Raw genomic sequence first — 24755 nt, 5'->3', positions numbered from 1 at the left:
CTCGCCGACCGAGGAGGAACCCATGAGCGAGAAGGTCGTCACGGCACGCCGGGAGGTCGACGCCGCCCCGGACGCGATCTTCGAGCTGATCGCCGACCCGGCCCGCCAGCCCCTGTGGGACGGCAACGAGAACCTGGCCGAGGCCGCGCCGGGCCAGCGGGTCGGCGCCGTCGGCGACACGTTCACGATGCTGCTGACCAACGGCGGGCTGCGCGAGAACCACGTCGTGGAGTTCGCCGAGGGTCGGCTGCTCGCGTGGCGCCCGTCGGAGGCCGGGTCGCCGCCGCCCGGGCACCTCTGGCGCTGGGAGCTCGAGCCCCTCGGGCCGGGCCGCACCGCGGTGACGCACACCTACGACTGGACGCACCTCACCGACGAGGGCCGGTTCGCGCGGGCCCGGGCCACGACGCCCGAGAAGCTGCAGGCGTCCCTGGACCGGCTGGCCGCGCTGGCCGAGGGCTGCTGAGCCGCGTTCCGCGGTGATCACGAGTGCGCTGTGCGCTCCTGATCTCCACCACGACGGGAACGCCTGTGGTCTAGGAGTCCGCGAGCACGCCCTCGGGCGGGGTCACCGCCACGACCGGGTCCGCGTGCCGGTGCACGATCCGCCAGACGCCCTGCTCACGCCGGAAGACGTGGGTGACGCGCAGCGCGAGCTCCTCGGGCTCGTCGTGGCCGGCGAGCGTGACGTGCCCGCGCTCGATGCCGACCGCGTACCCGAGGTCGCCGCTGGATCCCGAGGTCATCAGCTCGTAGGTGATGTCACCCCCGGCGAACCGCGCCGCGGCCCACCCGAGCCGGCGCACCATCTCGTCGTGTCCGACCACCCCGGCCCCGAAGCCACCGAAGATCGACACGTCGTCGGCGGGCGACAGCAGCGCGACCATCCCGTCCGGGTCGCCGGAGACGAAGCGTGCGGACTCGGCCGCGGTCCGCTCGATCATGTCCTGCAGCGACGGTTCGGTGTCCACGGCGACCCCCCTGGTCGAGCAACCCGACCCGGAACGTACCGCCGGGCCCGCGGGCCGGACCCGTACATCCGTGGCCGGACGATCCCGGCGCCGCGGCTCAGGCAGCGTGGCTCAGGGCAGCGCGGCTCAGGGCAGCGTGGCGATCGCGGCGTAGCCGCCGGTCGGCCGGGCGCCGGGGGCCGGCGTGGGCCAGTCGACGATGTCGACCATGCCGGGCGGGACGAGGTCGTGGCCGCCCAGGAGCTCGTGGATCTGCGGGCGGCTGCGCAGCACGACCTCGGTCGCGCTGCCGCGGTAGCCGTCCTGGATGGCCCGCGTGCTCGCTGCCAGCTCGGGGTCGTCGTGGTCGGCGCTGCCGTGGGTCATGACGTGGACGCTGCCGGGGGCCAGCGCCTCGCGGTAGCGGGCGAGGATCGACGGCAGCTCGGGATCCGGGACGAAGTGCAGCACCGCGACCGTGAGCAGGGCCGCCGGGCGGCTCGTGTCGATCAGGTCGCGGATCCCGGGCGCGTCCAGCACGGCCTCCGGGTCGCGCATGTCGGCACGGGTGACGCTGACGTGCTCGAAGCCCTCGATCATCTCGCGCGCGTGGGCGACGGCGACGGGCTCGAAGTCGACGTAGGCGACCCGGGCGTCGGCGCCGTGGGACAGGGCGACCTCGTGGATGTTCCCGACCGTCGGCACCCCGGAGCCCAGGTCGAGGAACTGCGTGATGCCCTGCGCGAGGCACCACTCGACGGCCCGGCGCAGGAAGTCGCGGTTGGCGCGGCACACGTAGCCCATGTCCGGGTTCTGGGTGAGGATCTTCGCGGCCTGCTCGCGGTCGACCGCGAAGTTGCACGCCCCGCCGAGCAGGTAGTCGTAGATGCGGGCGGCGTTGGCGCGGTCGAAGTCGATCCCCGCCTCCAGCGCCCGTTCCGGCTCCGCCCAGGGAGCGCCGGTCGGGACGTCACCGTCGTCGGATCGCGCGGTCACCCTGCCGCCTCCCTCGCTCGCGCCGGCTCCCCCGATCGTAGGCGGGCCGGCGCGTCAGCCCGACGCCCGCGGCGGGCGCATCGCCGGGGGCGGGGGCGCGTCGGCGTTCTCCCCGTGCTCGAACAGCGAGGCCGCGGGCCCGACGACGTGCGGATCGGGGGTGCCGACGACGTCGTGGTCCTTCTCGGGGTAGTCGAACCGGGAGAGCACCGAGCGCATGGCCTCGAGGCGGGCGCGCTTCTTGTCGTTGCTCTTGACCACCGTCCACGGCGCGTCGGCGGTGTCGGTGTAGAAGAACATCGCCTCCTTCGCCGCGGTGTACTCGTCCCACCGGCCCAGGGACGCGAGGTCGGTCGGGCTGAGCTTCCAGCGCCGCACCGGGTCGACCTGGCGGATGAGGAAGCGGGTGCGCTGCTCGTCGCGCGACACCGAGAACCAGAACTTGACGAGGCTGATGCCGCTGCGCACGAGCATCCGCTCGAGGTCCGGCGCCGCCCGCATGAACTCCATGTAGTCGCGCGCCTCGGTGTAGCCCATGACGCGCTCGACGCCGGCGCGGTTGTACCAGCTCCGGTCGAACAGGACGATCTCACCGGCCGCGGGCAGGTGCTCCATGTAGCGCTGGAAGTACCACTGGGTGCGCTCGCGCTCGGTGGGCTTCTCGAGGGCGACCACCCGCGCCCCGCGCGGGTTGAGGTGCTCCATGAACCGCTTGATCGTGCCGCCCTTGCCCGCCGCGTCGCGGCCCTCGAACAGCACGACGACCTTGTTGCCGGACTCCTTGACCCAGCTCTGGAACTTCAGCAGCTCGATCTGGAGCAGGCGCTTCTGCTCCTCGTAGTCCACGCGCGAGAGGCGCTCGGTGTACGGGTAGCCCTGCCGCCACGTGTCCACCGGGAGGCCGTCGGCGCCCAGCAGCTGCGGGTCGTCGTCGCCGTGGTCCTCCACGGACACCCCGTCGAGGTCGATCACATCGTCGGGGCCGTCGGTGTCGCGGGTCATCGGCGCATCGTCGCCGGGTCGGATGGCGTGCGGGTGAACGGCGGGCAGCTGACCGGGAGTAAGTGATTCGTCGTAGGTGTGCGTATTTCGCTGCTCTATCGAGGTGAAGGAATCGCTCTCGCCATTGGTTCGATCTCACTGCGGGTGCACTCTGTGGCTCAGATCACGTCCGAGTGGGGGGAACCATGGCGACGACGACACGCCGGAACGTGCACGAACTCGGTGACGAGTGGGCCGATCCGATTCTCTGGTACGCACGCGGCGTCCGGGCGATGAAAGCCCGGCCTCTCGACGAGCCGACCGGCTGGCGTTTCTACGCCGCGATCCACGGCATCACCGGGACGCAATGGCGACGCCTCGGAGCGCTGAGCTCCTCGGACGCCATTCCGGACGCGTCGGTGCAGCAGGAGTTCTGGCAGCAGTGCCAGCACGGCAGCTGGTACTTCCTGCCGTGGCACCGCGGCTATCTGCTCGCGTTCGAGGCCGTGGTCCGCGACGCCGTCGTCGGGCTGGGCGGCCCGGAGGACTGGGCGCTGCCGTACTGGAACTACTTCAGGGCGGGCCAGGACGTCCTGCCGCCGGCGTTCGGCTCGCCGGACTGGCCGGACGGCACGGGCGACAACCCGCTGTTCGTGCGGCAGCGCTACGGGCCCTCCGGCGACGGTGACGTCCGTGTCCTGACGGACTTCACGAACCTGGACGCGCTCGGCGAGCCCGTCTTCACGAGCGTCGGGGGCGGCGGGAGCACGGGGTTCGGCGGGATCGACACGGGGTTCCTGCACGGCGGCCCGACCCACGGGCGGATCGAGTCCGAGCCGCACGACAGCGTGCACGGCATGGTCGGCGGCGCGCGGTCCCAGACCGACCAGGGTGTGATGAGCCGCCCGGACACCGCGGGGCTCGACCCGATCTTCTGGCTGCACCACGCCAACATCGACCGTCTCTGGGAGTCCTGGCTGCGGGACACCACGGTCTCGCACCTCGACCCGTCGAACGCGCGATGGCTTGGGGGGCCGACGGTCACCGGCGAGCGGGCGTTCGTGCTCCCCCTGCCGGCCGGGAAGACCCTCACGTACACGCCCGCCGACATGCGCGAGCTCAAGCCCCTGGGCTACGAGTACGACGACCTCACCCCGGGTGAGGCGCCCCCGCCGAGCCCGGTGGTGCGACTGGAGCGGCTGGGTGCCGACGGGCCGACGGCGGCGGCCGCCGGGGGAGGAGAGGCCGTGGCGGGCGGGGACGTGGAGCTGATCGGCGCGAACCGGGAGGCGGTGCGGGTCGTCGGCGACGAGGCGCGCACGTCGGTCCGCCTCGACTCGTCGGCGCGCCGCAAGGTCTCCCGCAGCCTCGAGCGTGCCGCGCGGGACGCCGCGCCGGACCGCGTGTTCCTGGACCTCGAGAACGTCCGCGGGGTCAGCGACGCGACACTGCTGCGCGTCTTCGTCGGCCTGCGCGCCGACGACGACCACACCGAGCGTCACGACCGCCTGGCCGGCGGGGTGTCGCTGTTCGGGGTGAGCGCCGCGAGCGATCCCGCCGGCGAGCACGCGGGGAGCGGGCTCGACATCGTCCTCGAGATCACGAGGATCGTGGACGCGCTGCACCTCGACGACGCGTTCGACGTCGACGACCTCGAGGTGCGGATCGTGCCGGTCACCCCGGTGCCCGAGGACGCCGACATCACCATCGGCCGCGTCGGCCTCTACCGCCAGGGCCGATGACCCCGGCCGCCCGGGGACGCCTCCGGGTCCGGGTCCCGCTCCTCGTCGTCAGCGGGGCCGCGTGGCTGCTGCTGGTCGTCGCCGTCGGCGGGGGTCACGGCGGGTATCCCGCGCCGTCCCACGACGGGACGGACATGGCGATGCCGATGGCGCCGACCACCGGGGTGGGGCTCTCCGCCCTGCTCTCCGGCGCCGTGCTGATGGTCGGCGCCATGATGCTGCCGCTGCTCGTCCGGCCGCTGCGCCACGTCCTCGACCGCAGCCTGGCCCGGCGCCGGTCCCGGGCCGTGGCGGTCTTCCTGCTCGGCTGGGGCGTGGTGTGGATCGCGGCGGGCGCCGCGCTCATGGCGGCGGCGCAGCTCGTGACCACGGCAGCCGGTGTGACCACCGTGCTGCTCGCCGCCGCGGTCTGGCAGTGCTCGCCGGCCAAGGGGCGCTGCCTGACCCGCCTGCACCACCACCCCCGGCTCGCCGCCTTCGGCCCGGCGGCCGACCGGGACGTCCTGGCCTTCGGCACCGGCCACGCGCTCTGGTGCGTCGGTGCGTGCTGGGCCGTCATGCTCCTGCCGATGCTGGCGCCGCAGGGGCAGGTCGCCGCGATGGCGGCGGCCACCTGCTGGATCGCCGCCGAGCGCCTCGAGCGCCCGGAGCCGCCGCACTGGTGCCTCCGGTTCCCGCGCCGAGCCCTCGGCCTCACCCGGCGTCTCCGCGGGCGCCGGTCCGTACCGCTCGTCTTCCTCACGCAGACAGGACCCGGTCATGACCACACCGACCAACCGACCCCGCCGCAACATGTGCTCGACCGTGAGCATGCACCAGATGCTCCTCGAGCAGAATCCGGAGCTCCGTGAGCGCCGAGCGGAGGTCTACACCGAGATCGGACGGGCGATCGAGAGCGGCCGGGCGGCCCGCGTCGCCCAGGAGGTCGTCACGATCCCCGTCGTGGTCCACGTCGTGGCGGCCACCGACGAGCAGGACATCTCCGACAAGCAGGTCGCGAGCCAGATCGAGTCGCTGAACCTGGACTACCGCCGGAAGAACCCCGACGCGAAGCTCGTGCCCGACGTCTGGGCCGACCTCGCCGCCGACACGAGGATCGAGTTCGAGCTCGCGACGAAGGACCCGTCGGGAGCGGCGACGGACGGCATCGTCCGCGTGCACACCGACCGCACCTCGTTCCGCGACGTGGACAACCCCGTGAAGTTCGACGAGACCGGCGGCAGCACGGCGTGGCCCAGCGACCGCTACCTGAATCTGTGGGTGTGCAATCTCGCCGGCGGACTGCTCGGCTACGCGCAGTTCCCGGGAATGCCGGCCGAGACCGACGGCGTCGTCATCCTCTACACGGCGTTCGGGACGATCGGGTCGCTGACGCCGGAATACGACCGGGGCCGCACCGCGACCCACGAGATCGGACACTGGCTCAATCTGCGGCACATCTGGGGCGACGAGAACAACTGCAGCGGCACCGATTTCGTCGCCGACACCCCGAAGGCGCAGCTGCCCAACTACGGGACGCCCTCCTTCCCGCACGTCTCGTGCGGCAACGGCCCGAACGGCGACATGTTCATGAACTACATGGACTACACCGACGACGTGGCGATGTTCATGTTCACCGCGGGACAGTCCGAGCGGATGAACGCCACCCTCGCCGGCCCGCGCAGCAGCTTCCGGGACGCGGCGGCACCCTCTCCTGCATGAGCGCGCCGATCACGCCCGACCGTCTCGTCGGCCGGTGGCTGCACGCGCACGAGGAGGACACCGGGCAGGTCATGGTCTACCGGCCGGCGGACGGTGCCTTCCCGCCCTCTCGCGGGCGGGCGGGGTTCGACCTCCGGCCCGACGGCTCGGCCGCCGACCTCGGCCCGGGCGCCGACGACCGGCCGGGCAGCGTCCCGGGCCGGTGGGCGCTGGAGGACGGGGACCGGCTCGTCGTCGACACGACGGCGGCGGGCGGCGGCCGCCGGGCGCTGGAGGTGGTGTCGGCGACGCCGGAGGCGCTGACGTTCCGCGACCCGCGTCGCTAGGTCACGGACGCCGCGACGTGTCCCACTCGGCGACGTGCACCTCGGCGACCTCGTTGGGGCCGACCTTCCAGCTGGGGTGCCGGTCGAACACGAGGGTGTCGTGGCCCGGCACGATCCGGTCGATGTCCCCGCCGAGGTACTGGTGGATCGCGCCGTAGGTCATGAGCATCGAGTACGTGTTGCCGTTGGTGTAGCCGCTCGGCCACATCTCCTCGACGTTCGAGTACCACATGACGGCGTCGCCGGCGACGACGTAGTGCCCGCCGGAGGTGTCGACCGAGACCCACTGGGTGCCGAAGGTGTGCCCGTCCTTCGAGAGGTGGCCGCGGATGCCGGGCGCGAGCTCGTCGCCGTCGCCGACGAAGAGCAGCCGGTGGTCGCGGGCGAGCTCGCCGAAGACCCGGGCGTCGTCGCGGTCGAACGACGAGGTGATCCAGCTCTCCTCGCCCAGCGGGGTGTAGAGGTCGGGGAGGGCGAGGGCCTTCAGCCAGCCCTGGTACTCGTCCCACTGCACGTAGACCTCGGCGTTGACGAACGCGCCGACGTTGTTGGCGTGGTCGAAGTGCATGTGGGTCAGGAAGACCTTCTCGATCTGCTCCGGCGCCACCCCGACCTTGGCCAGGACGGTCTCGGGCGGCTCCCAGTCGTAGAAGCCGAACCGGTGGATCCACTTGTCGGCGTGGAAGCCCGCGTCGACGAGGTAGTGGTGGACCGTGCCGTCGTCGTCCTGCCCGGAGACGAGGACGTAGATCATCGGCGAGGCGGACACCCCCTCGCCGCTGTGGATCGGGACCCCGCCGAAGAACTCGCGCGGCAGGTCGACGTGCGAGAAGCACAGGGGGCGGATCGAGTAGTCGGGCACGGCGGGCTCCACCTTCCGGTCGGACGCCCCCCGTCCGGGACGAGACGATCCCAGCCCGGGCGGGCCGGTCCAGGCCCGTGTCCGGCGGAGCGGGACACCGACCTCAGCTGACGAGGCCGGTGCGGAAGGCGAGGGCGACGGCCTGGACGCGATCGCGGGAGCCGGTCTTGGCGAGGACGTGCCCGACGTGGGTCTTCACGGTCGCCTCGGAGACCACGTGCTCGGCGGCGATCTCGGCGTTGGTGTAGCCGCGCCCCATGAGCTCGAGGACCTCGCGCTCGCGCGGCGTGAGGGCGTCGATCCCGGCCCCGGCGGGGGCCGTGCCGAGCAGCGGCGCGGCCTGCCGCAGCAGCCGTCGTGTGGAGACGGGGTCGATGACGGCGTCGCCACGGCGCACGGTGCGCACGGCGTCGACCAGTGCCTCGGGCCCGACGTCCTTGAGCAGGAACCCGCTGGCCCCGGCGGCGATCGCGCCGCGGACCGACTCGTCGAGGTCGAAGGTGGTGAGCACCAGGACCCGCAGGTCGGGGTGGGTGGTGATCGCCCGCCGGGTGGTCTCGATGCCGTCGAGGCCCGGCATCCGCACGTCCACGAGCATCACGTCGACCGGCGTGGTGGCGAGCGCCGCCAAGGCGTCCTCGCCGCTGCCGGCCTGGGCGACGACGGTGAGGTCGTCGGGGGTGTCGAGCACCATGGCGAAGCCGGCGCGGACCATCTGCTGGTCGTCGACCACGAGCAGCCGGGTGGGGTCGCCGGTCATGCCGCCGGAGCGTAGGGAAGATCGACACGGACGGCGAAGCCGCCGTCCGGTCGGGGTCCCGCCGCGGCCCGGCCGCCCTGCAGCGCCGCGCGCTCGCGCATCCCGACGAGGCCGAAGCCGCCCTCGGGCGGGCGGACCCGGGCGGGACGGGACGGGCCGTCGTCGTCGACCTCGAGGCGCAGCTCGTCGTCGCCCCACGCCAGCGCCACCCGGGTGGTCGTGCCGGGCCCGGCGTGCTTGATCACGTTGGTCAGGGCCTCCTGGACGGCGCGGTAGACGGTGACGCCCGCGCCACCGGGCAGGGGGCGGGGCGTGCCGGTGACGGTCACCGCGACCGGGAGCCCGCCTGCCCGGACCTGTTCGACCAGCGCCGCCACGTCGTCGACGCCGGGCGCGGGTCCGTCGGCGCCCTCGTCCGGGGTGTCGCGGAGGGTGCCGAGCAGCCCGCGGATGTCGCCGAGGGCCTCGCGCCCGCTGGCCGCGATGCCCTCCAGGACCGGGAGGGCCTGTCGGGGATCGCGCTCGCCGGCGAAGCGGCCGCCGTCGGCCTGGGCGATGATCCCGGACAGGGAGTGCCCGACGATGTCGTGCACCTCCCGCGAGATCCGCGCCCGCTCGGCGAGGAGCTCGAGGCGGACCTCCCGGCGGCGGCCCTCCTCGAGCAGCCGGGCACGCTCGCGTGTCTGCTCGCCCGCGCGGCGCTGGGCCCGGCGCAGGGCCCCGGCGAGCCAGGTGCACAGGGCGACGAGCGCGGCGATCACGACACCGGCGAGCAGCGCGCCCCCGGGAACCTCGCCGCCGCCGAGCACGACGGCGCTGAAGAACGGCAGCATCGCGCCCAGCGCCAGCACCGCGGCGGCGACCGGCCCGATCCAACGGGGCCCGTGGACGATGACCGAGTAGGCCATGACCAGGGCCGGGAGCTCGATGCCGACGCCGTTGACGATCAGGACGGACGCCGCGGCGAGGACCGCGGTGACGATCGCCGCCGGCAGCGGGTAGCGGCGGCGCAGGACGATGGGCACGCAGGTCACGAGGACGGCGACGGTGCTCTCGTCCTGCAGGGCGCGGACGTTGTGGGTGCTGCGGGCCTCCAGCACCCCCAGCAGTGCGACCAGCACCGCCAGCGCCGTGTCGGTCGCGATCGGCCGGGCGCGGGTGGAGTCGAGGAACCGGTCGAGGAGGGTGCGGGGCTCGCCGGACGTCATCGGCGGTCCCCGGCCGCCGCGACCGCCAGGGCGACGTGCGAGGCGACCAGGGCGACGACGCCGACGGCCGCACCGATCCACAGCGTTCCCTCGCCGTGCAGCGGCATCGCGATCCCGAGCGTGAGCGCCACGGAGAGCGGCCAGGCGAGCGTGCCGAGCCAGCGCCACGCGAGGTTCCAGCGGGGCCCGTTCCACAGCAGCGCCACGCCGACGACCCACCCGACGAGCGGGACGACGAGCCCGCCGACCGCCAGGGCGAGGACGGTGCCGACGTCGTAGACGATCTCGGCGGTCGTGCGGGCCGGGCGGGGGAGGGCGGGGTGGGCGTGGATCGCGTCGACCGTGGTCATGGCGGGAACGATGCTCCCGCACCGGCGCCCGCCGCGTCGGAGCACGGGCGGAGATCCCGTCTCCGACCGTGGGTGGAGACGGGCGGGTCAGACCGCCGGCGTCAGCAGCGGGGTGCGCCGGTAGAGGTCGAGCGAGACGAGCGCGAGCCACGTCCACGCGACGATCAGCGCGACCCAGAAGCCGAGCACCACCGTCGGGGTGGCGCTGCCGCTCGCGAGTCCGGCGAAGGCGACGAGGAACAGCACGCCGGTGACGCGGGAGAACCAGGCCATGGCGGTGCGGCCCCGCTCGGCGTAGCCGCGGGCGATCACGAAGCACGCCACGATCAGGGCCAGGAAGCCGAGGCCCCCGAACACGAGGTGTCCGATCCCGCTCGCGGTGACCGTCGTCGCCGGGCCGTCGGGGGTGCCCGGCGGGAAGCCGTTCATCGGGTCGGCGACGAACGCGCCCGCGCCCACCATGCCGACGCCGAAGCCCGCGACCAGGCGGGGACCCCAGACGCTGCCGCGGCCGTCACGCAGGACCCGCATCGCCCGGCGCATGCCCACCGCGGCGGCGATCACCATGAGGCCGGTCAGCACGAGGTTCGCGATCTGGATCCAGCCGAGGGACCCGTTCGCCAGGAGGCTCAGGTCGTGGCGGGTGAGGTCGAAGCCGTCGCGGGTGAAGGCCTGGACCAGCCCGATGACGACGTAGAAGGGGCCGGCGAGCAGCCCGTAGCCGAGCAGCGAGCGGGTGATCGCCGCGGTGCGGTCGGCGTCGCCGCGGCCGACGAGCGGGCTCCCGGACGGTCCGGTGGCGGGAGTGGACTGCCCGGTACTCATGGACCGAACGGTACTGCTCTCGGTACTGTCCGGTCCAGTATCGACCGGGAGGTGGCCGTGACCGATGCCGAGGGGCTGCTCGTCCGGGTCGCCCCGGGCCCACCGGCCGGTCCGGCGCGGGTGCCCAAGCGGGCGGCGATCGTGCAGGCCGCGACCGCCCTGTTCCTGCGCCAGGGCTACCAGGCGACGAGCACCGAGCAGATCGCCGCGGCGGCGGCCGTCTCCAAGCAGACCGTCTACAACCAGTTCGCCGACAAGCAGACGCTCTTCACCGAGATCGTGCTCGGGGTGTCCGCCACCGCCGAGGCGTTCGTCGAGGAGCTGGACGCGGCGTTCGCCGCGGTCTCGGCGGCCGGGAACCTCGAGCAGGCCGTGCGGGCGATCGCGCGGCGCTACCTGGCCGCCGTCGGGCACCCGCAGGTGCTGGCGCTGCGGCGGCTGGTGATCAGCGAGGCCGCGCGGTTCCCGGAGCTCGCGGCGACGTACTACGCGCGGACGCCGTCGCGGGTGCTGGCGGCGCTCGCGGGGCACCTCGCGGAGCTCGACCGGCGGGGCCTGCTGCCGGTGGGTGATCCCGCGGCGGCCGCCGACGATCTCGCGTTCCTGCTCGTCGGTCGGGTGCTCGACGAGGGCATGTTCCACCCCGACGCGCCGGCCCTCGACGACGCCGCGGCGGCGCGGCGTGCGGACCACGCCGTCGACGTGTTCCTCGCCGCGCACCCACCGAGGACGTAGTCGGCGACGACCGGCGGGCCGCGGACCGTGCTGGCGGGCCACGCCGAAGGAAGATCGCTCTGGGTGCTCCTCTGACCCGATGACATCGGGTCAGGGGAGCACCTGGAGCGATCATGCTGTGTTCGGGGCTCCTGACATCTCGCGAGAGCGACCTCCGACGGTCCGCTCCGCGGTGCGCCGCCTCATCGCGCGGCCGGGGGCTCGAGGCCCGGGGGCAGGCCGTACATCGGGTGCTGGACGACGTCGACGACGGCCGGCCCGTCCTGCGCGAGCGCCGCGTCCAGGGCGGGTGCGAGGTCCTCGTCGCGCTCGACCCGCACCCCGAACGCCCCGAGCGAGCGCGCGAACGCGGCGAGGTCGGCGTTGCCGTAGAACACCCCGAGATAGCGGCCGTCGTGGGCCAGGCGCTGGCGGTCGCGGGTGTTGCCGTAGGCGTTGTTGTTCATGACGACGGTGACGACGCCGAGGCCCTCACGGACGCAGGTCTCGAGGTCCTGGGCCACCATCCAGAAGCTGCCGTCGCCGCTGACGCACACCGGGCGCAGCTCCGGGCGGGCGAGCGCGAGGCCCATCGCGGCCGGGAACCCCCAACCCATCGCCCCGCCCGCCGACCCGGCGAACCGGTCGGGCCGGGGGAGCCGCAGGTAGCGGTGGGTCCACGGCCCGAAGCTCGGCGCGTCCTGCACCAGCAGCACGTCGCCGCGGGCGGCGAGCGGGGTGAGCGCCGCGATCGCCGCGCGGCTCGACACCAGGCCGCGGGGCTCGTCGTCGTCGAGGACGGGGGAGTCGGGCGCCGAGGCCTTCTCGTACTCCGCCCGCAGCGCGGTCCGGCGCCGCAGACGCGCGTCGTCGGGTGGCGGGAGCGCCGCCGCCAGCGCCCGGGCGGCCGTCCCGGCTTCGGCCACGAGGCCGACGTCCGGCACGTACACCCGGCCCAGCTCCACGGGGTCGACGTCGACGTGGACCAGCCGGGTGCCGGGGCGGAGCAGCGTCCAGCGCCGCGTCGAGAACTCGGAGAACCGGCACCCGAGAGCGACGACGACGTCGGCCTCCTGGACCGCCCGCCAGGTGACGTCGTGCACGCCGTAGCCGAGGGCGCCCAGGAAGGCCGGGTGGTCGTGGGAGACGGCGCCCTGCCGCAGCCAGGTCGTGACCAGCGGCGCTCCGGCGCGGTCGGCGAGCGCGGTGAGGTCGTCCGGGGCGTGCACGGCGCCGCCGCCGACGATCACCACCGGCCGCGCCGCCGCCGCGAGGACCCCCGCGGCCTCGGCGAGCCCGGACGGGTCCGGCGCCGGCGGGAAGGGGCGCCACCGCCGCGCCGGGACGACGTCGTCGCCGACCGCGTCCTGCAGGACGTCCAGCGGCAGTGACACGACCACGGGACCCGGCCGTCCCGAGACCGCGGTGCGGACCGCGCGCTGGAGCAGCTCGGGGATGCGGTCGGCCCGTCGCACCTCGACCGCCCACTTCGTCATCGGCCGGAAGGTGGCGACGACGTCGGCCTCCTCGAAGGCGCGGCGCTCGACGATCCGGTCGGCGACCTGACCCACGAGCAGCAGCATCGGCACCGACTCGTCGTAGGCGTTCTGCACCGCGATGGCCGCGTTCGCGGCGCCCGGTCCGCGGGACACCAGCACCGCCCCGAGCCGCCCGCCGCGGGACGCGCCGTCGGCGAGGAACCCGGCGACCTGCTCGTGGCGGGTGTGCAGGTAGCGGACGTCGTCGCGCCGCGCGATCGCGTCGATGACCTCCATGACCGTCGTGCCGGGGACGCCGCCGACGAGGTCGACGCCCTCGGCCGCGAGACAGGCGACGACGAGGTCGGCGCCGGTGCGGGGGCTCGCTGTGACGGTTGACACGGGTCGAGCCTGCCAGACACTCTTCTTCACCGCAGAGAAGGTTTCTGCTCTGAATCCGGGGAGCGATCACCGTGTCCATCCACGTCATCGGGATCATCGGTCTCGTGCTGATCTTCGTCATCGGCACGCTGCGCCCGGTCAACATCGGGGTCCTCGCCCTGATCGCCACGTTCCTCGTGGGAACGCTCGTGGCCGGCGAGAGCGTCAAGGACGTGCTGTCGGGCTTCCCGCCCGACCTGTTCGTGCTGCTCGTCGGCGTGACCTACCTCTTCGGGCTGGCCAGCGTGAACGGCACGCTGCAGTGGCTGGTCGACCGGGCCTGCGGGCTGCTCGGCGACCGCCCGGCGCTGGTGCCGTGGATGCTCTTCGTCTTCGCCGCGATCCCGACGATGGCCGGCGCGCTCGGCCCGGCGGGCGTCGCGATGCTCGCGCCGCTGTGCATGGGGATCGGCGAGCGCTACGGCGTCGACCGCAGGCTGTCGGCGCTCATGGTCATCCACGGGTCCTCGGCCGGGAACTTCTCGCCGCTCAACGGCCTCGCGGTGATCGTGAACCGGGCCGCGGGCGCCGCCCACCTCGACCTCTCGGCGGCCGAGCTGTTCTTCGGCAACCTCGCGGCCAACCTCGTGCTCGGCGCCGTCGCCTACCTGCTCTTCGGCGGCCCCGCCCTGATCCGCGAGGGCCGGGCCGAGCCCGCCGTCGACGGCGCGACGGTGACCGGTGCCGGGCCGGGGACGGCGCCGGCGCCGTCGACCCCGCCCGCCGCGCCCGAGGGCGGTGGCGGCACGGCGACGGCGGCCGGGCCCACCGAGACGGTCACGACGGCCACCGCGACCGTCGCCGACGCCCCACTGCGCGAGGCCCTGCGGATCGACCAATGGATCACCCTGATCGTGATCATCGGTGTGGCCGTCGGCGCGCTCGTGTTCGGCGCCGAGATCGGTTTCCTCGCCCTGGGCGCGGCGGCCCTGCTGCACCTGGTCTTCCCCGACCGCGTCGCGGGTGCCGACAAGCGCATCGTGTGGACCGTGGTGCTGCTGATCTGCGGCGTCGTCACCTACATCGCGGCGCTGCAGCGCTTCGGGACGATCGACGTCGTCGGGCACGGCATCTCGTCGCTGGGCACGCCGCTGCTGGTGGCGTTCCTGCTCTGCCTGGTCGGGGCGGCGACGTCCGCCTTCGCCTCGAGCGCGGGGCTGCTCGGGGTGCTCATCCCGCTCGCGGCGCCGTTCCTCCTGAGCGGGCAGATCGCCGCCGGCGGCGTGATCGTCGCGCTGGCGATCTCGGCGACGGTCGTCGACTCCACGCCCTTCTCCTCGGTGGGCGCGCTGACGCTGGCGAACGCGCCGGAGGAGGGGCGACCCCAGGTGTTCCGCACCCTGCTCGCCTGGGGCCTCACGCTGATCCTCGTCGCCCCGGTGGTCACGTGGCTGGCGTTCATCCTCCCGGCGTCGTGAGTCCCCACGTGAGCGAACTTCCGGGCCATAGCCCGGAAGTTCGCTCACGTACACGGGGGATCTTCTGCACAGCAGAGAGTCCGTAGGCTCGGGGCATGGACCGCGCCGCGGCGCCCGAGTTCGGGCCGACGCCGCAGTACCCGATCGACTCGGTGGACAACGCGCTCAAGGTCCTCCTGCTGCTCGGCGACCGCCCGCGGCTGCGGCTCACCGACGTCAGCACCTACCTCGGGGTCGCCACCTCGACCGCGCACCGGCTGCTCGCGATGCTCCAGTACCGCGGGTTCGTGCGGCAGGACGCCGCCACGCGCAGCTACGTGCCCGGCCCCTCGCTCGACGGCGTGGCGCTCGGCATCCTGCGCCGCCTCGACGTCCGCACCCGCGCGCGGCCGGTGCTGGAGAAGCTCAACGTCGAGCTCGAGGAGACCGTGCACCTGGGCCGGCTCGAGGGCGACCAGGTGCACTTCATCGACTCGATCGAGAGCAGCCGGGCGCTGCGGGTCGGGGGCCGCCTCGGGCGCTCGGTACCGGCGCACTGCACGTCGAACGGCAAGGCCATGCTCGCGACGCTCGACGACGAGGAGGTGTGCGCCCTCTTCCCGTCCGAGGAGCTGGAGCGGATGACGGCGCACTCGATCGGCACCCGCACCGAGCTGCTGGCGGAGCTCGCCGCGATCCGCGCCGCCGGCTACGCGACCAGCGCCGAGGAGAGCGAGGAGGGCGTCGGATCGATCGCCGTCGCGCTCACGGGCGCCCGGACCCCGCGCCACGCGATCAACGCCTCGGGCCCGACCGGGCGGCTCGCCGAGCCGCGGTGGTCGGCGATGCTCGAGGCCGTCCGCGAGGCGGCGCGCGAGATCGACACCCTCCTGCTCTGAGCGCCTTGACGGCGCCCGACCGCGCCCGTCAGTCTCTCCTCAGAGGAAAGACCCTCTGCTGAGCAGAGAAGAGGTCGGGATGAGTGACCAGACGGCGGTCCTCGAGGACGTCCGGCGGGGGATGGTGCCCGCGCACATCTACAACGACGACGAGATCTTCGCTCTGGAACGCGAGCGGGTGTTCGGGCGCTCCTGGGTGTTCGTCGCCCACGAGTCGGAGATCCCCCGGCCCGGCGACTACGTCGTGCGCCGGGTCGTCGAGGACTCGTTCATCGTCAGCCGCGACGAGTCCGGCGTCGTGCGGGCCATGTTCAACATGTGCCTGCACCGCGGGATGCAGGTGTGCCGCGCGGAGATGGGCAACGCGTCGCACTTCCGCTGCCCGTACCACGGCTGGTCGTACAAGAACGACGGCCGGCTCGTCGGGCTCCCGTTCCACACCGAGGCCTACGGCGGCGAGGAGGGCTTCCGGCGGAAGGGCCAGACGCTGCTGCCCGCGCCGTCGCTCGGCATCTACAATGGCCTGGTCTTCGTCAGCCTCGACCCGGACGCGCCGCCACTGCGCGAGTACCTCGGCGACTTCGCGTTCTACCTCGACCTCTACACGCAGCAGAGCCCCGAGGGCATCGAGCTCGTCGGCCCGCAGCGCTGGCGCGTGAAGGCGAACTGGAAGATCGGCGCGGAGAACTTCGCCGGCGACAGCTACCACACCCCGCACACGCACTCGAGCGTCGTGGAGATCGGCCTGTTCCGGGAGCCGAAGGCCTCCAAGCGCAAGGAGGGCGCCCTGTACTGGGCGGGCTCCGGCGGCGGGACGACCTACAAGCTGCCGCCCGGCACGCTCGACGAGCGGCTGCGCTACGTCGGCTACCCCGACGAGATGATCACGCGGATGCGTGCGACGTGGAGCGACGCGCAGCTGCGGATGGTCGGCGACGACGGCTTCATGGTCTCGGCGGCCTCGGTGTTCCCGAACCTCTCCCTCGTGCACAACTGGCCCAAGGTCACCGGCGGCGAGGACGACGAGGTCGTGCCCTTCATCTCGCTGCGCCAGTGGCAGCCGGTGTCGGCCGACGAGACCGAGGTGCTCTCGTGGTTCGCCGTCGACCGGAACGCCCCGGAGCGGTTCAAGGAGCTCTCCTACAAGGCGTACCTCATGTGCTTCGGGTCGACGGGGATGTTCGAGCAGGACGACGTGGAGAACTGGGTCTCGATCACCTCGACGGCGGCCGGCTCGATGGCCCGCCGGCTGCGTCTCAACAACCGCATGGGCCTGCTCGCCGACGACAAGCCGGTCTCGCCGCCGCTCGCCCACTTCTCCGGGCCGGGCGTCGCCTACGTCGGCTTCGGCGAGTACAACCAGCGCGCCATGCTGCGGGCGTGGGCCGACGCCCTCGAGACCCCGCCGCCCGCGCCGGGTCCCGTCGACCTCGGAGGTGTGACGTGAGCACGCTCGCCCCCACGCCGCGCACGATCAACCGCTGCCTGCCCTTCGGCGACGCCCGCCACCTCGAGGCGCACCAGTTCCTCGTCGACGAGGCGGCGCTGCTCGACACCCAGGACTACGACACCTGGCTCTCGCTGCTCACCGCCGACGTCCGCTACCTCGCGCCGGTGCGCGTCACGACGGCCCGCGGCGCCGGCTTCGACACCGCGCCGGGCATGTCCCACTTCGACGAGGACCACTACTCGCTGTCCCGGCGCGTCGCCCGCTTCGCCACCGAGCACGCGTGGACCGAGGACCCGCCCTCGCGGCTGCGTCACCACGTGTCGAACGTGCGGACCTTCGCCCTCGACCACACCGACGACGAGGTCATCGTCGAGTCCGCGGTCCTGCTCTTCCGCAGCCGCGGCGACGTCCGCGAGCCCTCGATCATCTCGGCGGGCCGGGAGGACCGGCTGCGTCGCGACCCCGCCCGCCGCGTCGCCTCGGTCGGGCACTGGATGCTCGCCGCGCGCACGGTCAGCCTCGACGAGTCCGTGCTGCGGACCCAGAACCTGGCGATCTTCCTGTGAGCGCGGCACAGGACGACCCGGAGCCCATCACCCTGGCCAACGAGTTCGCCGAGGTCCGCGTGCGGCGGGTGGCGACGCGCAACGGCGCGCGGCTGCTCATCGAGTCGCCGCGCTCGGGGCAGTGGGTGTCGCTGTGCCCGCTCGAGCTCGAGGCGCTGACCTGGCAGTCCGACGCCGTGTTCTCGGCGATGATCGGCAATCCGTACGGGCCGTTGCTGACCGACGACGATGACTGACTGGCTCGACGGGCGGCGCGCGCTGGTCGTCGGCGCCGGGTCGGGCATCGGGCGCGCGGTGGTCGACGCGTTCCGGGCGGAGGGCGCGCGGGTCGCGGTGCTGGAGAAGGACGCCGACAAGGCCGAGGCGCTGCGAGGCGTCGGCGTCCCCGTCGTCACCGGCGACGCCACGACGCGCGAGGACAACGATCGCGCGGTCGCGGCGACGGTCGAGGCCTTCGGCGGCCTGGACCTCTTCGTCAGCTGCGTCGGGATCTTCGACTTCTACCGCGGTCTCGGCGACCTCGACGCCGACGTCATCGACGACGCGTTCGCCGAGATGTTCGCCGTCAACGTCAAGAGCCACCTGCACGGCGTCAAGGCCGCGCTGCCCCAGCTGCGTGCGCACCGGGGCTCGGTCGTGCTGACGACGTCGACGTCCGCCCACCACCCGGGCCGCGGCGGGGTGCTCTACGTGTCGTCGAAGTTCGCGGTGCGCGGCCTCGTCACCAGCCTCGCCCATGAGCTCGCGCCCGAGGTGCGCGTCAACGCCGTCGCCCCCGGCGGGACGCTGCACACCGACCTGCGGGGCGCGGCCAGCCTCGGGCTCGACCGGGAGCGCCTGGACGGCCCGGACCGCGCCGCCGCGCTCGCCGCGCGCACACCGCTGCAGGTCGCGCTCGACGGCGCCGACCACGCCTGGAGCTACGTCTACCTCGCGAGCGAGCGTGCGCGGGGGATCACCGGGGAGGTCAGCCACCCCGACGGCGGGATCGGGGTGAAGGGCTGATGCCCGACGACCCGCGGGCTCTGATCGCCACCGCCTGCCGTGTCCTCGCCCACCGCGGGCTCGCGCCGGGCTATCTCGGCCACGTCAGCCTGCGGGTCGACGACGGGACCTGCCTGGTGCGCTGCCGGGGCCCCGAGGAGCGGGGGCTCGCGTTCACCGAGCCCCGCGACGTGCGGCTCGTGACCCTGGACGGTGAGTTCGCCGACGGCCCGGCCGGCGGGTGGGCCGTGCCGGCCGAGCTCCCGCTGCACACCGAGGTGCTGCGAGCCCGCCCCGACGTGGCGGCCGTGGTGCACGCCCACCCGCCGTCGACCGTCGCCGCCGACCTCGCGGGCCTCGCGATCCGCCCGATCGTCGGCGCCTTCGACATCCCCGGCGCGCACCTGGCCGCCGGCGGGGTGCCGGTGCACCCGCGCGCCGTGCTCGTCCGTACCCGCGCGCTGGCCGCGGAGATGGTCGCGTCGCTGGGCGACCGCCCGGTCGTGCTCCTGCGCGGGCACGGGCTGACGGCGACCGGGGCCTCGGTTCCTGAGGCGGTGCTGCGGGCCCGCAGCGTCGACACCCTCGCCGCGATGGCGCTCGCGGTCGCCCAGGCCGGCGGCACGCCGCGCGACCTGCCCCCCGAGGACCTCGCGGAGCTCCCCGACCTCGGCGCCGGCTTCACCCACGACACCGCCTGGCGCCACGAGGTGGCCGCCCTCCCCACGCATATGTGAGCGAACTTTGGGCCTATAGGCCCAAAGTTCGCTCACATACGCCGGTCAGCCCCAGATCAGCTCGGCCGCCCGGAGCAGGACGTCGAACTTGCGCCACTGGTCGTCGGCGGTGAGGTCGTTGCCCTCGAGCGTCGAGGCGAAGCCGCACTGCGGGCTGATCGCGAGTTGCTCGAGCGGCAGGTAGGCCGAGGCGCGCTCGACGGCGGCGGTCAGCTCGTCGACCGTCTCCACCCGCGCCGACTTGGTGCTCACGACGCCCAGCACGACCACCGCGCCGGGCCGGACGAAGCGCAGCGGGGCGAACGTGCCCGCCCGGTCGGTGTCGTACTCGAGCAGGATCCGCTGGTGGGCGAGGCCCGAGAACAGCTGCTCGGCGATGGCGTCGTAGTGCCCCTCGCGGTGCCAGTGCCCCTGCTCGTTGCCGCGGCACACGTGCACGCCGAACGTCGTGTCCGGGAAGCCGGCCACCACCGCGTTCTCCGCTGCGAGGGTGCGGGTGAGCAGCTCGGCCGGGTCGAGACCCTTGGCCCGGAACCGCTCGATGGACGGTGCGTCGACGTAGGCGGTGAAACCCGGCGCGTCCATGTGGACGTACCGGCAGCCCGCGCCCACGAGGCCCGCGACGATGTCGCGCTCGACGGCGACGACGTCGTCGAGGAACGCCCAGCGATCCGGGTAGACGTCGCGGGAGCCCGCGATGTCGAAGGTCTGGAACACGCGGTCGGGCCCCAGCACCGTCGACTTCACCGGACGATCGGTGCACCCCTGCGCGAACCGGAACTCCTCGAGCGGCACGTTGCGCACCAGCCGCAGCGGCTCGGTGGCGACGGTCGCGCTCGACGCCGACGGCGCCTCCGCCCGCTCCGGGGCGTCCCGGTCGAGCGCGCGGCGGGCGTGCGCCCGCCACAGGTTGTCGCCGAGCTCGGTGTAGCCCGCGACCTCGGCGAAGCTCTCCATGAACGTCGAGCGCCGGAACTCGCCGTCGGTGAGCACCGGCAGCCCGACCTTCTCCTGCTCGCCGATCACGTCGCGCACGGCCTCGTCCTGGGCGACGTGCAGCGCGGCGTCGTCGATCTCCCCGCGGCGGTGCCGGGCGAACGCCTCGCCGAGCGCGGGCGGGCGCAGCAGGCTGCCGACGTTGTCGACCCGCAGCGCGTCGAGCGCTCCTGTCACCGCAGGCCCGCCTCGACGATCATCGGGTAGACCTCCTGCTGGAAGCGCCGCATGTCCTGCACGTACCGGGGGAACGACAGGATGATCCCGTCGAGCCCGGTCGCCACGAGGTCGCCCAGCGCGCCGACGATCTGCTCGCCGGTCCCGACGATCGGGTAGCCCGCCCAGCCGGCGATGAAGTGGCGCTTCATGTCCTCGATGGTCGACAGGTCGTAGGACTGCGAGTTCACGCCGAGCGACGTGACGAGGTTCGACGCCGCCTCCCAGTCGCCGAGCTCGTCGACGTAGTGGTGGAGGAACCGCTGCGCGTCGGCCTCGGTGTCGCCCTGCACGATGTAGGCGTTGATCCAGACCTGGATCTCGCGCCCGTACTCGGTGCGGGCCAGCTCGCGGAACTGGTTGACCTTGTCCTTCATGCCCTCCGGGGTCTGGTTCTTGATGTCGGAGGACGCGAACACGACGTCGCAGTTCTTCGCCCCGAAGTGCCGGCCCTTGGGTGAGCTGCCGGCGTTCATCGTCACGGGGTAGGGCGACTGCACGGGCAGCGGCGAGATGCGCGCGTCGACGACGCGGTAGAACTCGCCGTCGTAGTCGAACGTCTCCTCGGCGGTCCAGAGCCGCTTGACGATGTCGAACCACTCCTGCGACATGTCGTAGCGCTTGTCGTGCTCGAGCTGGGCCGCCCCGAACATCTCGATCTCGGGTGTGTGCCAGCCGGTGACGATGTTGAGCGCGACGCGGCCGTTCGTGATGTGGTCGACGGTCGCGGCCTGCTTCGCGGCCATCAGCGGGTGGATCGTCGGGACGTGCGAGGTGACGAACACGCCGGCCTCGCGCGTCGTCGCGCCGATGCCCGCGGCCCAGGTGAAGCACTCGAACCCGGTGCCGTTGAAGTTCGTCGGGCCGCCGAAGCCCCGCCAGCGCCCGACGGGCACGAGGGCCTCGAAGCCCATCTCGTCGCCCATCTGCGCGAGCGTCGACGTGTTCTCCCAGGTGGCCTCGAGCGCACCCTCGACGGTCGAGATCGAGCACCCTCCCGACAGGTTCGTCGAGAACGTGCCGAGGTGGAGCTTGCGGTCGTTGTAGACGGGGTGCTTCGCCGCGCGCAGCTGGTCGGCGCGGGTCTCGGTCGTGGTCATGCGGGTCCTCGCCAGTGTCCGGGGTGTCAGCGTCCGTAGTTGATGTGCACGTTCTTGAGCTGCGTGTACGAGAGGAGCTCGTCGAGGTCCTCCTCGCGGCCGATGCCGCTGTCCTTGACCCCGCCGAAGGGCGTGCCGGGGACGTGGCGCCCGACCTCGTTGACCCAGACGTAGCCCGCCTCGAGCTCGTCGGCGAAGCGGTGCGCGGTCGCGAGGTCGCGGGTGAATACGCTCGCGGTCAGGCCCAGCGAGACGCCGTTCGCGATCCGCAGCGCCTCGTCGGCGTCGCCGAACGGCATGACGGCGAGGACGGGTCCGAAGATCTCTTCCTGGGCGAGGCGCGAGCCCGGGTCGACGCCGTCGAAGACGGCCGGGCGGACGAACAGCCCGTCGCCCAGCGCCCCGTCGGTGACGCGGTCGCCGCCGGTGCAGAGCCGGGAGCCCTCGTCCTGGCCGAGGCGCACGTAGGACAGGACCTTGTCGAGCTGCCCGGGGTTGACGATCGCGCCGGTGTCGGCGTCGGGGTCGTCGGGCAGGCCGGGACGCAGGGCGCCGACCTTCGCCACGAGCCGTTCGACGAAGGCGTCGTGGACGTCGCGGTGCACCACGACGCGCGACAGCGATCCGCACGACTGGCCCTGCCACGTGAAGTTCATGCCGCGCACGGCCGCCGCGACGACGGTGTCGAGGTCGGCGTCGGGGAAGACGACAAGCGGGTTCTTGCCGCCGAGCTCGAGCGTGACGGTCTTGACGCCGACCTCGGCCGCCCGGCGCTGGATCGCGCGACCCGTGGCGGCGGAGCCGGTGAACGCGAGCCGGCGCACCCGCGGGTGGGCGACGAGCGCGTCACCGGCCCGCGCGCCCGTGCCGGTGACGACGTTCAGCACCCCCGGCGGCACGATGTCGGCGGCGAGCTCACCCAGGCGCAGGGCCGACAGGCTCGTGTACTCGCTCGGCTTGATCACCACGGCGTTGCCTGCCGCCATCGGCGCCGCGATCTTCGACGCCGCGAACATCAGCGGGTGGTTGAACGGGATCAGCCGGCCGACGACGCCGTAGGGCCGGCGCAGCGAGTACGTCAGCGTGCCCGGCTCGCTCGGCACGGTGTCGCCGTGCATCTGGAGCGTCAGCCCGGCGTAGTAGCGCAGGTAGAACTCGGCCATGTCGACGTCGCGGCGCATCTCGCGCAGCAGCGAGCCGTTGTCGTCGGCGTCGATGCGGGCGAGCTCGTCGGCGTGCGCGGCGACGACGTCGGCCAGCGCGGTGAGCACGGCGGACCGCTCGCCCGGCGCGACCCGCCGCCAGGAGTCCGACGCGGCCTCGGCCGCGACGACCGCGTCGTCGACGTCGGCGGGCGACGCGTCCGGGAACGTCGCGAGGCTCAGTCCCGTGGCGGGGTTGGGGGTGTCGATGACCGCGCCGTCGGCGGCCGGGCGGAGCTTGCCGTCGATGAGCATGCCGGGGCTGTTCATGCCGGGTCCTCCAGCGCACGGACGAGGTGGTCCCACACCGCGGTCAGCGCGCCGCGGGAGTAGATGTGCTCGCGCTTGGCGAGCGATTCCTCCGGGCCGGACCAGGTCGGCCACCCGCCCGCGGAGTGGGTGAGGATCTGCTGGGCGCAGGCGCGCTCGAGCAGGACGGCCGTGACGACCGCCGTCGGCAGGTCCGGCCCGACGGTGACGATGCCGTGGTTGACGAGGAAGAGGGCGTGGTGGCCGCCCAGCGCCGCCGCGACGCGCTTGCCGAGCTCCTCGGTGAGGATCAGGTCGGCGGTGTCGGTGAAGCGCGGCACCTCCGGCGGCACGAAGTGGTTCGCCGCGTGGCTCACCGGCCGCAGGGCCTGGCCGGTCGCGGCGAGCGCGACGGCGTGGGGCGGGTGGGTGTGCACGACGCCCCCGACGTCGGGGCGGGCCGCGAGGATCTCGGTGTGGATCGGGTACTCGCTGTGCCGCTGGCCGCCCGAGCCGTCGACCACGGCGCCGGCGTCGTCGACGCAGTGCACCCGGTCGGCGGTGACCTCCGCGAGGCTCCACTCCCCGGTCTTGAGCCAGGCGCCGCGGCCGTCGGGGTCCCGCACCGAGGCGTGGCCCCAGATGAGGTCCGCGTGGCCGTTGGCCGCGAGCACCCGGGATGCGGTGGCGACCAGGTCCGCGATGTCCTGCATGCCTCTCCTCCGTCGTGCGACGTGGGTCACGTCCGCTGAGGAGAGTTGTAGTCCGCCCACCAGACACCGTGGGCATGGATTCTGCTGAGAAGAACAGCGATCCGGAGAGCGGGACCTTAGGATCGCCGCGTGGCGTCACCCGAGGAGCGTCGGCCGCCGCAGTACCCGATCGAGGCCGTCGACCGGACGCTGCGGGCTCTGACGTTGCTCGGCGAGCGCCCGGAGGTGCGCCTCTCCGAGGTCCGCGCGCACCTCGACGTCGGCCAGTCCACGGCGCACCGGCTGATGGCGATGCTCGTGTTCCACGGGTTCGCGGTGCAGGACCCGGCCTCGCGCACGTACCGCGCCGGGTCCGCGCTCGCCGACCTCGGCATCCGGGCGCTGCGCGCCGACCTGTGGCCGGTCGCGCGACCGACCCTCGTCGCCCTGGCCGCGTCGAGCGGCGAGACCGTGCACCTGGGGCGGCTCGAGGGCGCGACGCTCCGCTACGTCGACGCCGTCGAGAGCGAGGCGATGCTGCGGATCGGCTCGCGCGCCGGGCGCACCAATCCCGCCCACGCCACCAGCCTCGGCAAGGCGATGCTCGCCGAGTGCTCCGACGCGGAGATCCTCGCGCTCTACCCGGACCGCGAGCTGGAGCGCGTCACCGACCGGACCACGGCCGACCGCGACGCGCTGCTCGCCGAGCTCGCCGCGATCCGTACCCGGGGCTGGGCGCGCAACGACCAGGGCGCGGAGCGCGGCGTCTGCTCGGTCGGCATGGCGGTGGTGCACCCGGTGCGCGGGCTGCTCGGCGCTCTCTCGATCGCCACCCCCAGCGCCCGCTCCGACGCGGGCACCGAGGAGAAGCACGCGGCGCTGCTGGGCGACGCCGTGCGCGCGGTGCTGGCCGCCTTGCCGTAGACCTGCCGT

Annotated in this window: 27 protein-coding genes; 14 read left to right on the top strand and 13 right to left on the bottom strand. The window is 73.4% G+C overall.

Annotation, left to right across the window (positions count from 1 at the left end):
• Nucleotides 1-22: 22 nt before the first annotated feature.
• The gene (locus tag ACR9E3_RS13555) at nt 23-466 is read left to right on the top strand and encodes an SRPBCC family protein (RefSeq protein WP_460380803.1); all 444 of its coding nucleotides are present in this window, start codon (nt 23-25) and stop codon (nt 464-466) included.
• A gap of 70 nt (nt 467-536) precedes the next feature.
• Here the strand turns inward: ACR9E3_RS13555 and ACR9E3_RS13550 are convergent, their stop codons facing one another.
• From ACR9E3_RS13550 to ppk2, 3 genes are all read right to left on the bottom strand, one after another.
• The gene (locus ACR9E3_RS13550) at nt 537-971 is read right to left on the bottom strand and encodes a YybH family protein (protein ID WP_460380802.1); all 435 of its coding nucleotides are present in this window, start codon (nt 969-971) and stop codon (nt 537-539) included.
• Between the two features lie 126 nt (nt 972-1097).
• Nucleotides 1098-1946, bottom strand: coding sequence for an SAM-dependent methyltransferase (locus ACR9E3_RS13545; RefSeq protein WP_460380801.1), 849 nt, complete (start codon nt 1944-1946; stop codon nt 1098-1100).
• A 54-nt stretch (nt 1947-2000) separates the two neighbouring features.
• On the bottom strand, nt 2001-2948 hold the full coding sequence (gene ppk2, locus ACR9E3_RS13540; protein ID WP_460380800.1) for a polyphosphate kinase 2: 948 nt from the start codon (nt 2946-2948) through the stop codon (nt 2001-2003).
• Nucleotides 2949-3133: 185 nt separating this feature from the next.
• Between ppk2 and ACR9E3_RS13535 the strand changes: the two genes are divergently transcribed.
• Genes ACR9E3_RS13535 through ACR9E3_RS13520 form a run of 4 tightly spaced genes read left to right on the top strand, consistent with a single transcriptional unit; the run spans nt 3134 to nt 6696 of the window.
• Nucleotides 3134-4669, top strand: a complete 1536-nt coding sequence (locus tag ACR9E3_RS13535; RefSeq protein ID WP_460380799.1) for a tyrosinase family protein — start codon at nt 3134-3136, stop codon at nt 4667-4669.
• Nucleotides 4666-5520 (top strand): copper chaperone, encoded by an 855-nt coding sequence (locus ACR9E3_RS13530; protein ID WP_460380798.1) that lies wholly within the window; start codon nt 4666-4668, stop codon nt 5518-5520. Before ACR9E3_RS13535 ends, ACR9E3_RS13530 begins: the two co-directional genes overlap by 4 nt.
• Nucleotides 5429-6370, top strand: a complete 942-nt coding sequence (locus ACR9E3_RS13525) for a zinc metalloprotease (RefSeq protein WP_460380797.1) — start codon at nt 5429-5431, stop codon at nt 6368-6370. Before ACR9E3_RS13530 ends, ACR9E3_RS13525 begins: the two co-directional genes overlap by 92 nt.
• Complete coding sequence (locus tag ACR9E3_RS13520) at nt 6367-6696, top strand: hypothetical protein (protein WP_460380796.1); 330 nt, start codon at nt 6367-6369, stop codon at nt 6694-6696. The genes ACR9E3_RS13525 and ACR9E3_RS13520 overlap by 4 nt, the downstream gene beginning before the upstream one ends.
• A gap of 1 nt (nt 6697) precedes the next feature.
• Here the strand turns inward: ACR9E3_RS13520 and ACR9E3_RS13515 are convergent, their stop codons facing one another.
• The 5 genes from ACR9E3_RS13515 to ACR9E3_RS13495 form a co-directional block, all read right to left on the bottom strand.
• Complete coding sequence (locus tag ACR9E3_RS13515) at nt 6698-7558, bottom strand: MBL fold metallo-hydrolase (RefSeq protein ID WP_460380795.1); 861 nt, start codon at nt 7556-7558, stop codon at nt 6698-6700.
• Nucleotides 7559-7661: 103 nt separating this feature from the next.
• Nucleotides 7662-8318, bottom strand: coding sequence for a response regulator (locus ACR9E3_RS13510; protein WP_460380794.1), 657 nt, complete (start codon nt 8316-8318; stop codon nt 7662-7664).
• Nucleotides 8315-9526, bottom strand: a complete 1212-nt coding sequence (locus ACR9E3_RS13505) for a sensor histidine kinase (RefSeq protein WP_460380793.1) — start codon at nt 9524-9526, stop codon at nt 8315-8317. Before ACR9E3_RS13505 ends, ACR9E3_RS13510 begins: the two co-directional genes overlap by 4 nt.
• Nucleotides 9523-9876: a hypothetical protein gene (locus ACR9E3_RS13500; protein ID WP_460380792.1), complete on the bottom strand. Its 354-nt coding sequence runs from the start codon at nt 9874-9876 to the stop codon at nt 9523-9525. The genes ACR9E3_RS13505 and ACR9E3_RS13500 overlap by 4 nt, the downstream gene beginning before the upstream one ends.
• A gap of 87 nt (nt 9877-9963) precedes the next feature.
• Nucleotides 9964-10701, bottom strand: a complete 738-nt coding sequence (locus tag ACR9E3_RS13495) for a DUF998 domain-containing protein (RefSeq protein ID WP_460380791.1) — start codon at nt 10699-10701, stop codon at nt 9964-9966.
• 57 nt (nt 10702-10758) lie between these two features.
• Between ACR9E3_RS13495 and ACR9E3_RS13490 the strand changes: the two genes are divergently transcribed.
• Nucleotides 10759-11436 carry a TetR/AcrR family transcriptional regulator gene (locus tag ACR9E3_RS13490; protein ID WP_460380790.1) on the top strand — a complete coding sequence of 226 codons (678 nt, stop codon included), beginning with the start codon at nt 10759-10761 and terminating at the stop codon, nt 11434-11436.
• A 182-nt stretch (nt 11437-11618) separates the two neighbouring features.
• On the opposite strand, the gene ACR9E3_RS13485 is transcribed toward ACR9E3_RS13490, so the two are convergent.
• Complete coding sequence (locus ACR9E3_RS13485; protein WP_460380789.1) at nt 11619-13295, bottom strand: thiamine pyrophosphate-binding protein; 1677 nt, start codon at nt 13293-13295, stop codon at nt 11619-11621.
• 71 nt (nt 13296-13366) lie between these two features.
• On the opposite strand from ACR9E3_RS13485, the gene ACR9E3_RS13480 reads away from it, so the two are divergent.
• From ACR9E3_RS13480 to ACR9E3_RS13450, 7 genes are all read left to right on the top strand, one after another.
• Nucleotides 13367-14752 carry an SLC13 family permease gene (locus tag ACR9E3_RS13480; protein ID WP_460380788.1) on the top strand — a complete coding sequence of 462 codons (1386 nt, stop codon included), beginning with the start codon at nt 13367-13369 and terminating at the stop codon, nt 14750-14752.
• 95 nt (nt 14753-14847) lie between these two features.
• Nucleotides 14848-15630: an IclR family transcriptional regulator gene (locus tag ACR9E3_RS13475; protein WP_460380787.1), complete on the top strand. Its 783-nt coding sequence runs from the start codon at nt 14848-14850 to the stop codon at nt 15628-15630.
• 79 nt (nt 15631-15709) lie between these two features.
• Nucleotides 15710-17077, top strand: a complete 1368-nt coding sequence (locus ACR9E3_RS13470) for an aromatic ring-hydroxylating dioxygenase subunit alpha (protein WP_460380786.1) — start codon at nt 15710-15712, stop codon at nt 17075-17077.
• Nucleotides 17074-17646, top strand: a complete 573-nt coding sequence (locus ACR9E3_RS13465) for a 3-phenylpropionate/cinnamic acid dioxygenase subunit beta (RefSeq protein ID WP_460380785.1) — start codon at nt 17074-17076, stop codon at nt 17644-17646. The genes ACR9E3_RS13470 and ACR9E3_RS13465 overlap by 4 nt, the downstream gene beginning before the upstream one ends.
• Nucleotides 17643-17882, top strand: a complete 240-nt coding sequence (locus ACR9E3_RS13460) for a hypothetical protein (protein WP_460380784.1) — start codon at nt 17643-17645, stop codon at nt 17880-17882. Before ACR9E3_RS13465 ends, ACR9E3_RS13460 begins: the two co-directional genes overlap by 4 nt.
• On the top strand, nt 17875-18651 hold the full coding sequence (gene hcaB, locus ACR9E3_RS13455; protein WP_460380783.1) for a 3-(cis-5,6-dihydroxycyclohexa-1,3-dien-1-yl)propanoate dehydrogenase: 777 nt from the start codon (nt 17875-17877) through the stop codon (nt 18649-18651). The genes ACR9E3_RS13460 and hcaB overlap by 8 nt, the downstream gene beginning before the upstream one ends.
• The gene (locus tag ACR9E3_RS13450; protein ID WP_460380782.1) at nt 18651-19367 is read left to right on the top strand and encodes a class II aldolase/adducin family protein; all 717 of its coding nucleotides are present in this window, start codon (nt 18651-18653) and stop codon (nt 19365-19367) included. Before hcaB ends, ACR9E3_RS13450 begins: the two co-directional genes overlap by 1 nt.
• A gap of 45 nt (nt 19368-19412) precedes the next feature.
• Here ACR9E3_RS13450 and ACR9E3_RS13445 read toward each other — a convergent pair whose 3' ends face one another.
• Genes ACR9E3_RS13445 through ACR9E3_RS13430 form a run of 4 tightly spaced genes read right to left on the bottom strand, consistent with a single transcriptional unit; the run spans nt 19413 to nt 23843 of the window.
• Nucleotides 19413-20540 (bottom strand): cobalamin-independent methionine synthase II family protein, encoded by a 1128-nt coding sequence (locus ACR9E3_RS13445; protein ID WP_460380781.1) that lies wholly within the window; start codon nt 20538-20540, stop codon nt 19413-19415.
• Nucleotides 20537-21679 carry an LLM class flavin-dependent oxidoreductase gene (locus tag ACR9E3_RS13440; RefSeq protein ID WP_460380780.1) on the bottom strand — a complete coding sequence of 381 codons (1143 nt, stop codon included), beginning with the start codon at nt 21677-21679 and terminating at the stop codon, nt 20537-20539. Before ACR9E3_RS13440 ends, ACR9E3_RS13445 begins: the two co-directional genes overlap by 4 nt.
• 26 nt (nt 21680-21705) lie before the next feature.
• Entirely contained in the window at nt 21706-23151 is a 1446-nt protein-coding gene (locus ACR9E3_RS13435) for an aldehyde dehydrogenase family protein (protein WP_460380779.1), read from the bottom strand.
• A complete protein-coding gene (locus ACR9E3_RS13430; protein WP_460380778.1) occupies nt 23148-23843 on the bottom strand; it encodes a class II aldolase/adducin family protein in 696 nt (231 codons plus the stop codon). Before ACR9E3_RS13430 ends, ACR9E3_RS13435 begins: the two co-directional genes overlap by 4 nt.
• Nucleotides 23844-23972: 129 nt before the next feature.
• Here ACR9E3_RS13430 and ACR9E3_RS13425 point away from each other — a divergent pair, with 129 nt between their 5' ends.
• The gene (locus ACR9E3_RS13425) at nt 23973-24746 is read left to right on the top strand and encodes an IclR family transcriptional regulator (protein WP_460380777.1); all 774 of its coding nucleotides are present in this window, start codon (nt 23973-23975) and stop codon (nt 24744-24746) included.
• Nucleotides 24747-24755: the final 9 nt, after the last annotated feature.

This window comes from Actinomycetospora sp. C-140 (assembly GCF_054796175.1).
The sequence above is the reverse complement of the archived record's forward strand: the minus strand, read 5'-3'. Positions and strand labels throughout refer to the sequence as shown.

Excerpts from the sequence above, each read along its gene's own strand:
- ACR9E3_RS13500 (WP_460380792.1), bottom strand. The coding sequence starts at position 9,876 with ATGACCACGGTCGACGCGATCCACGCCCACCCCGCCCTCCCCCGCCCG.
- ppk2 (WP_460380800.1), bottom strand. The coding sequence starts at position 2,948 with ATGACCCGCGACACCGACGGCCCCGACGATGTGATCGACCTCGACGGG.
- ACR9E3_RS13430 (WP_460380778.1), bottom strand. The coding sequence starts at position 23,843 with ATGCAGGACATCGCGGACCTGGTCGCCACCGCATCCCGGGTGCTCGCG.
- hcaB (WP_460380783.1), top strand. The coding sequence starts at position 17,875 with ATGACTGACTGGCTCGACGGGCGGCGCGCGCTGGTCGTCGGCGCCGGG.
- ACR9E3_RS13535 (WP_460380799.1), top strand. The coding sequence starts at position 3,134 with ATGGCGACGACGACACGCCGGAACGTGCACGAACTCGGTGACGAGTGG.
- ACR9E3_RS13530 (WP_460380798.1), top strand. The coding sequence starts at position 4,666 with ATGACCCCGGCCGCCCGGGGACGCCTCCGGGTCCGGGTCCCGCTCCTC.
- ACR9E3_RS13435 (WP_460380779.1), bottom strand. The coding sequence starts at position 23,151 with ATGAACAGCCCCGGCATGCTCATCGACGGCAAGCTCCGCCCGGCCGCC.
- ACR9E3_RS13525 (WP_460380797.1), top strand. The coding sequence starts at position 5,429 with ATGACCACACCGACCAACCGACCCCGCCGCAACATGTGCTCGACCGTG.
- ACR9E3_RS13520 (WP_460380796.1), top strand. The coding sequence starts at position 6,367 with ATGAGCGCGCCGATCACGCCCGACCGTCTCGTCGGCCGGTGGCTGCAC.
- ACR9E3_RS13470 (WP_460380786.1), top strand. The coding sequence starts at position 15,710 with ATGAGTGACCAGACGGCGGTCCTCGAGGACGTCCGGCGGGGGATGGTG.
- ACR9E3_RS13510 (WP_460380794.1), bottom strand. The coding sequence starts at position 8,318 with ATGACCGGCGACCCCACCCGGCTGCTCGTGGTCGACGACCAGCAGATG.
- ACR9E3_RS13555 (WP_460380803.1), top strand. The coding sequence starts at position 23 with ATGAGCGAGAAGGTCGTCACGGCACGCCGGGAGGTCGACGCCGCCCCG.
- ACR9E3_RS13440 (WP_460380780.1), bottom strand. The coding sequence starts at position 21,679 with ATGACCACGACCGAGACCCGCGCCGACCAGCTGCGCGCGGCGAAGCAC.
- ACR9E3_RS13505 (WP_460380793.1), bottom strand. The coding sequence starts at position 9,526 with ATGACGTCCGGCGAGCCCCGCACCCTCCTCGACCGGTTCCTCGACTCC.
- ACR9E3_RS13450 (WP_460380782.1), top strand. The coding sequence starts at position 18,651 with ATGCCCGACGACCCGCGGGCTCTGATCGCCACCGCCTGCCGTGTCCTC.
- ACR9E3_RS13495 (WP_460380791.1), bottom strand. The coding sequence starts at position 10,701 with ATGAGTACCGGGCAGTCCACTCCCGCCACCGGACCGTCCGGGAGCCCG.
- ACR9E3_RS13475 (WP_460380787.1), top strand. The coding sequence starts at position 14,848 with ATGGACCGCGCCGCGGCGCCCGAGTTCGGGCCGACGCCGCAGTACCCG.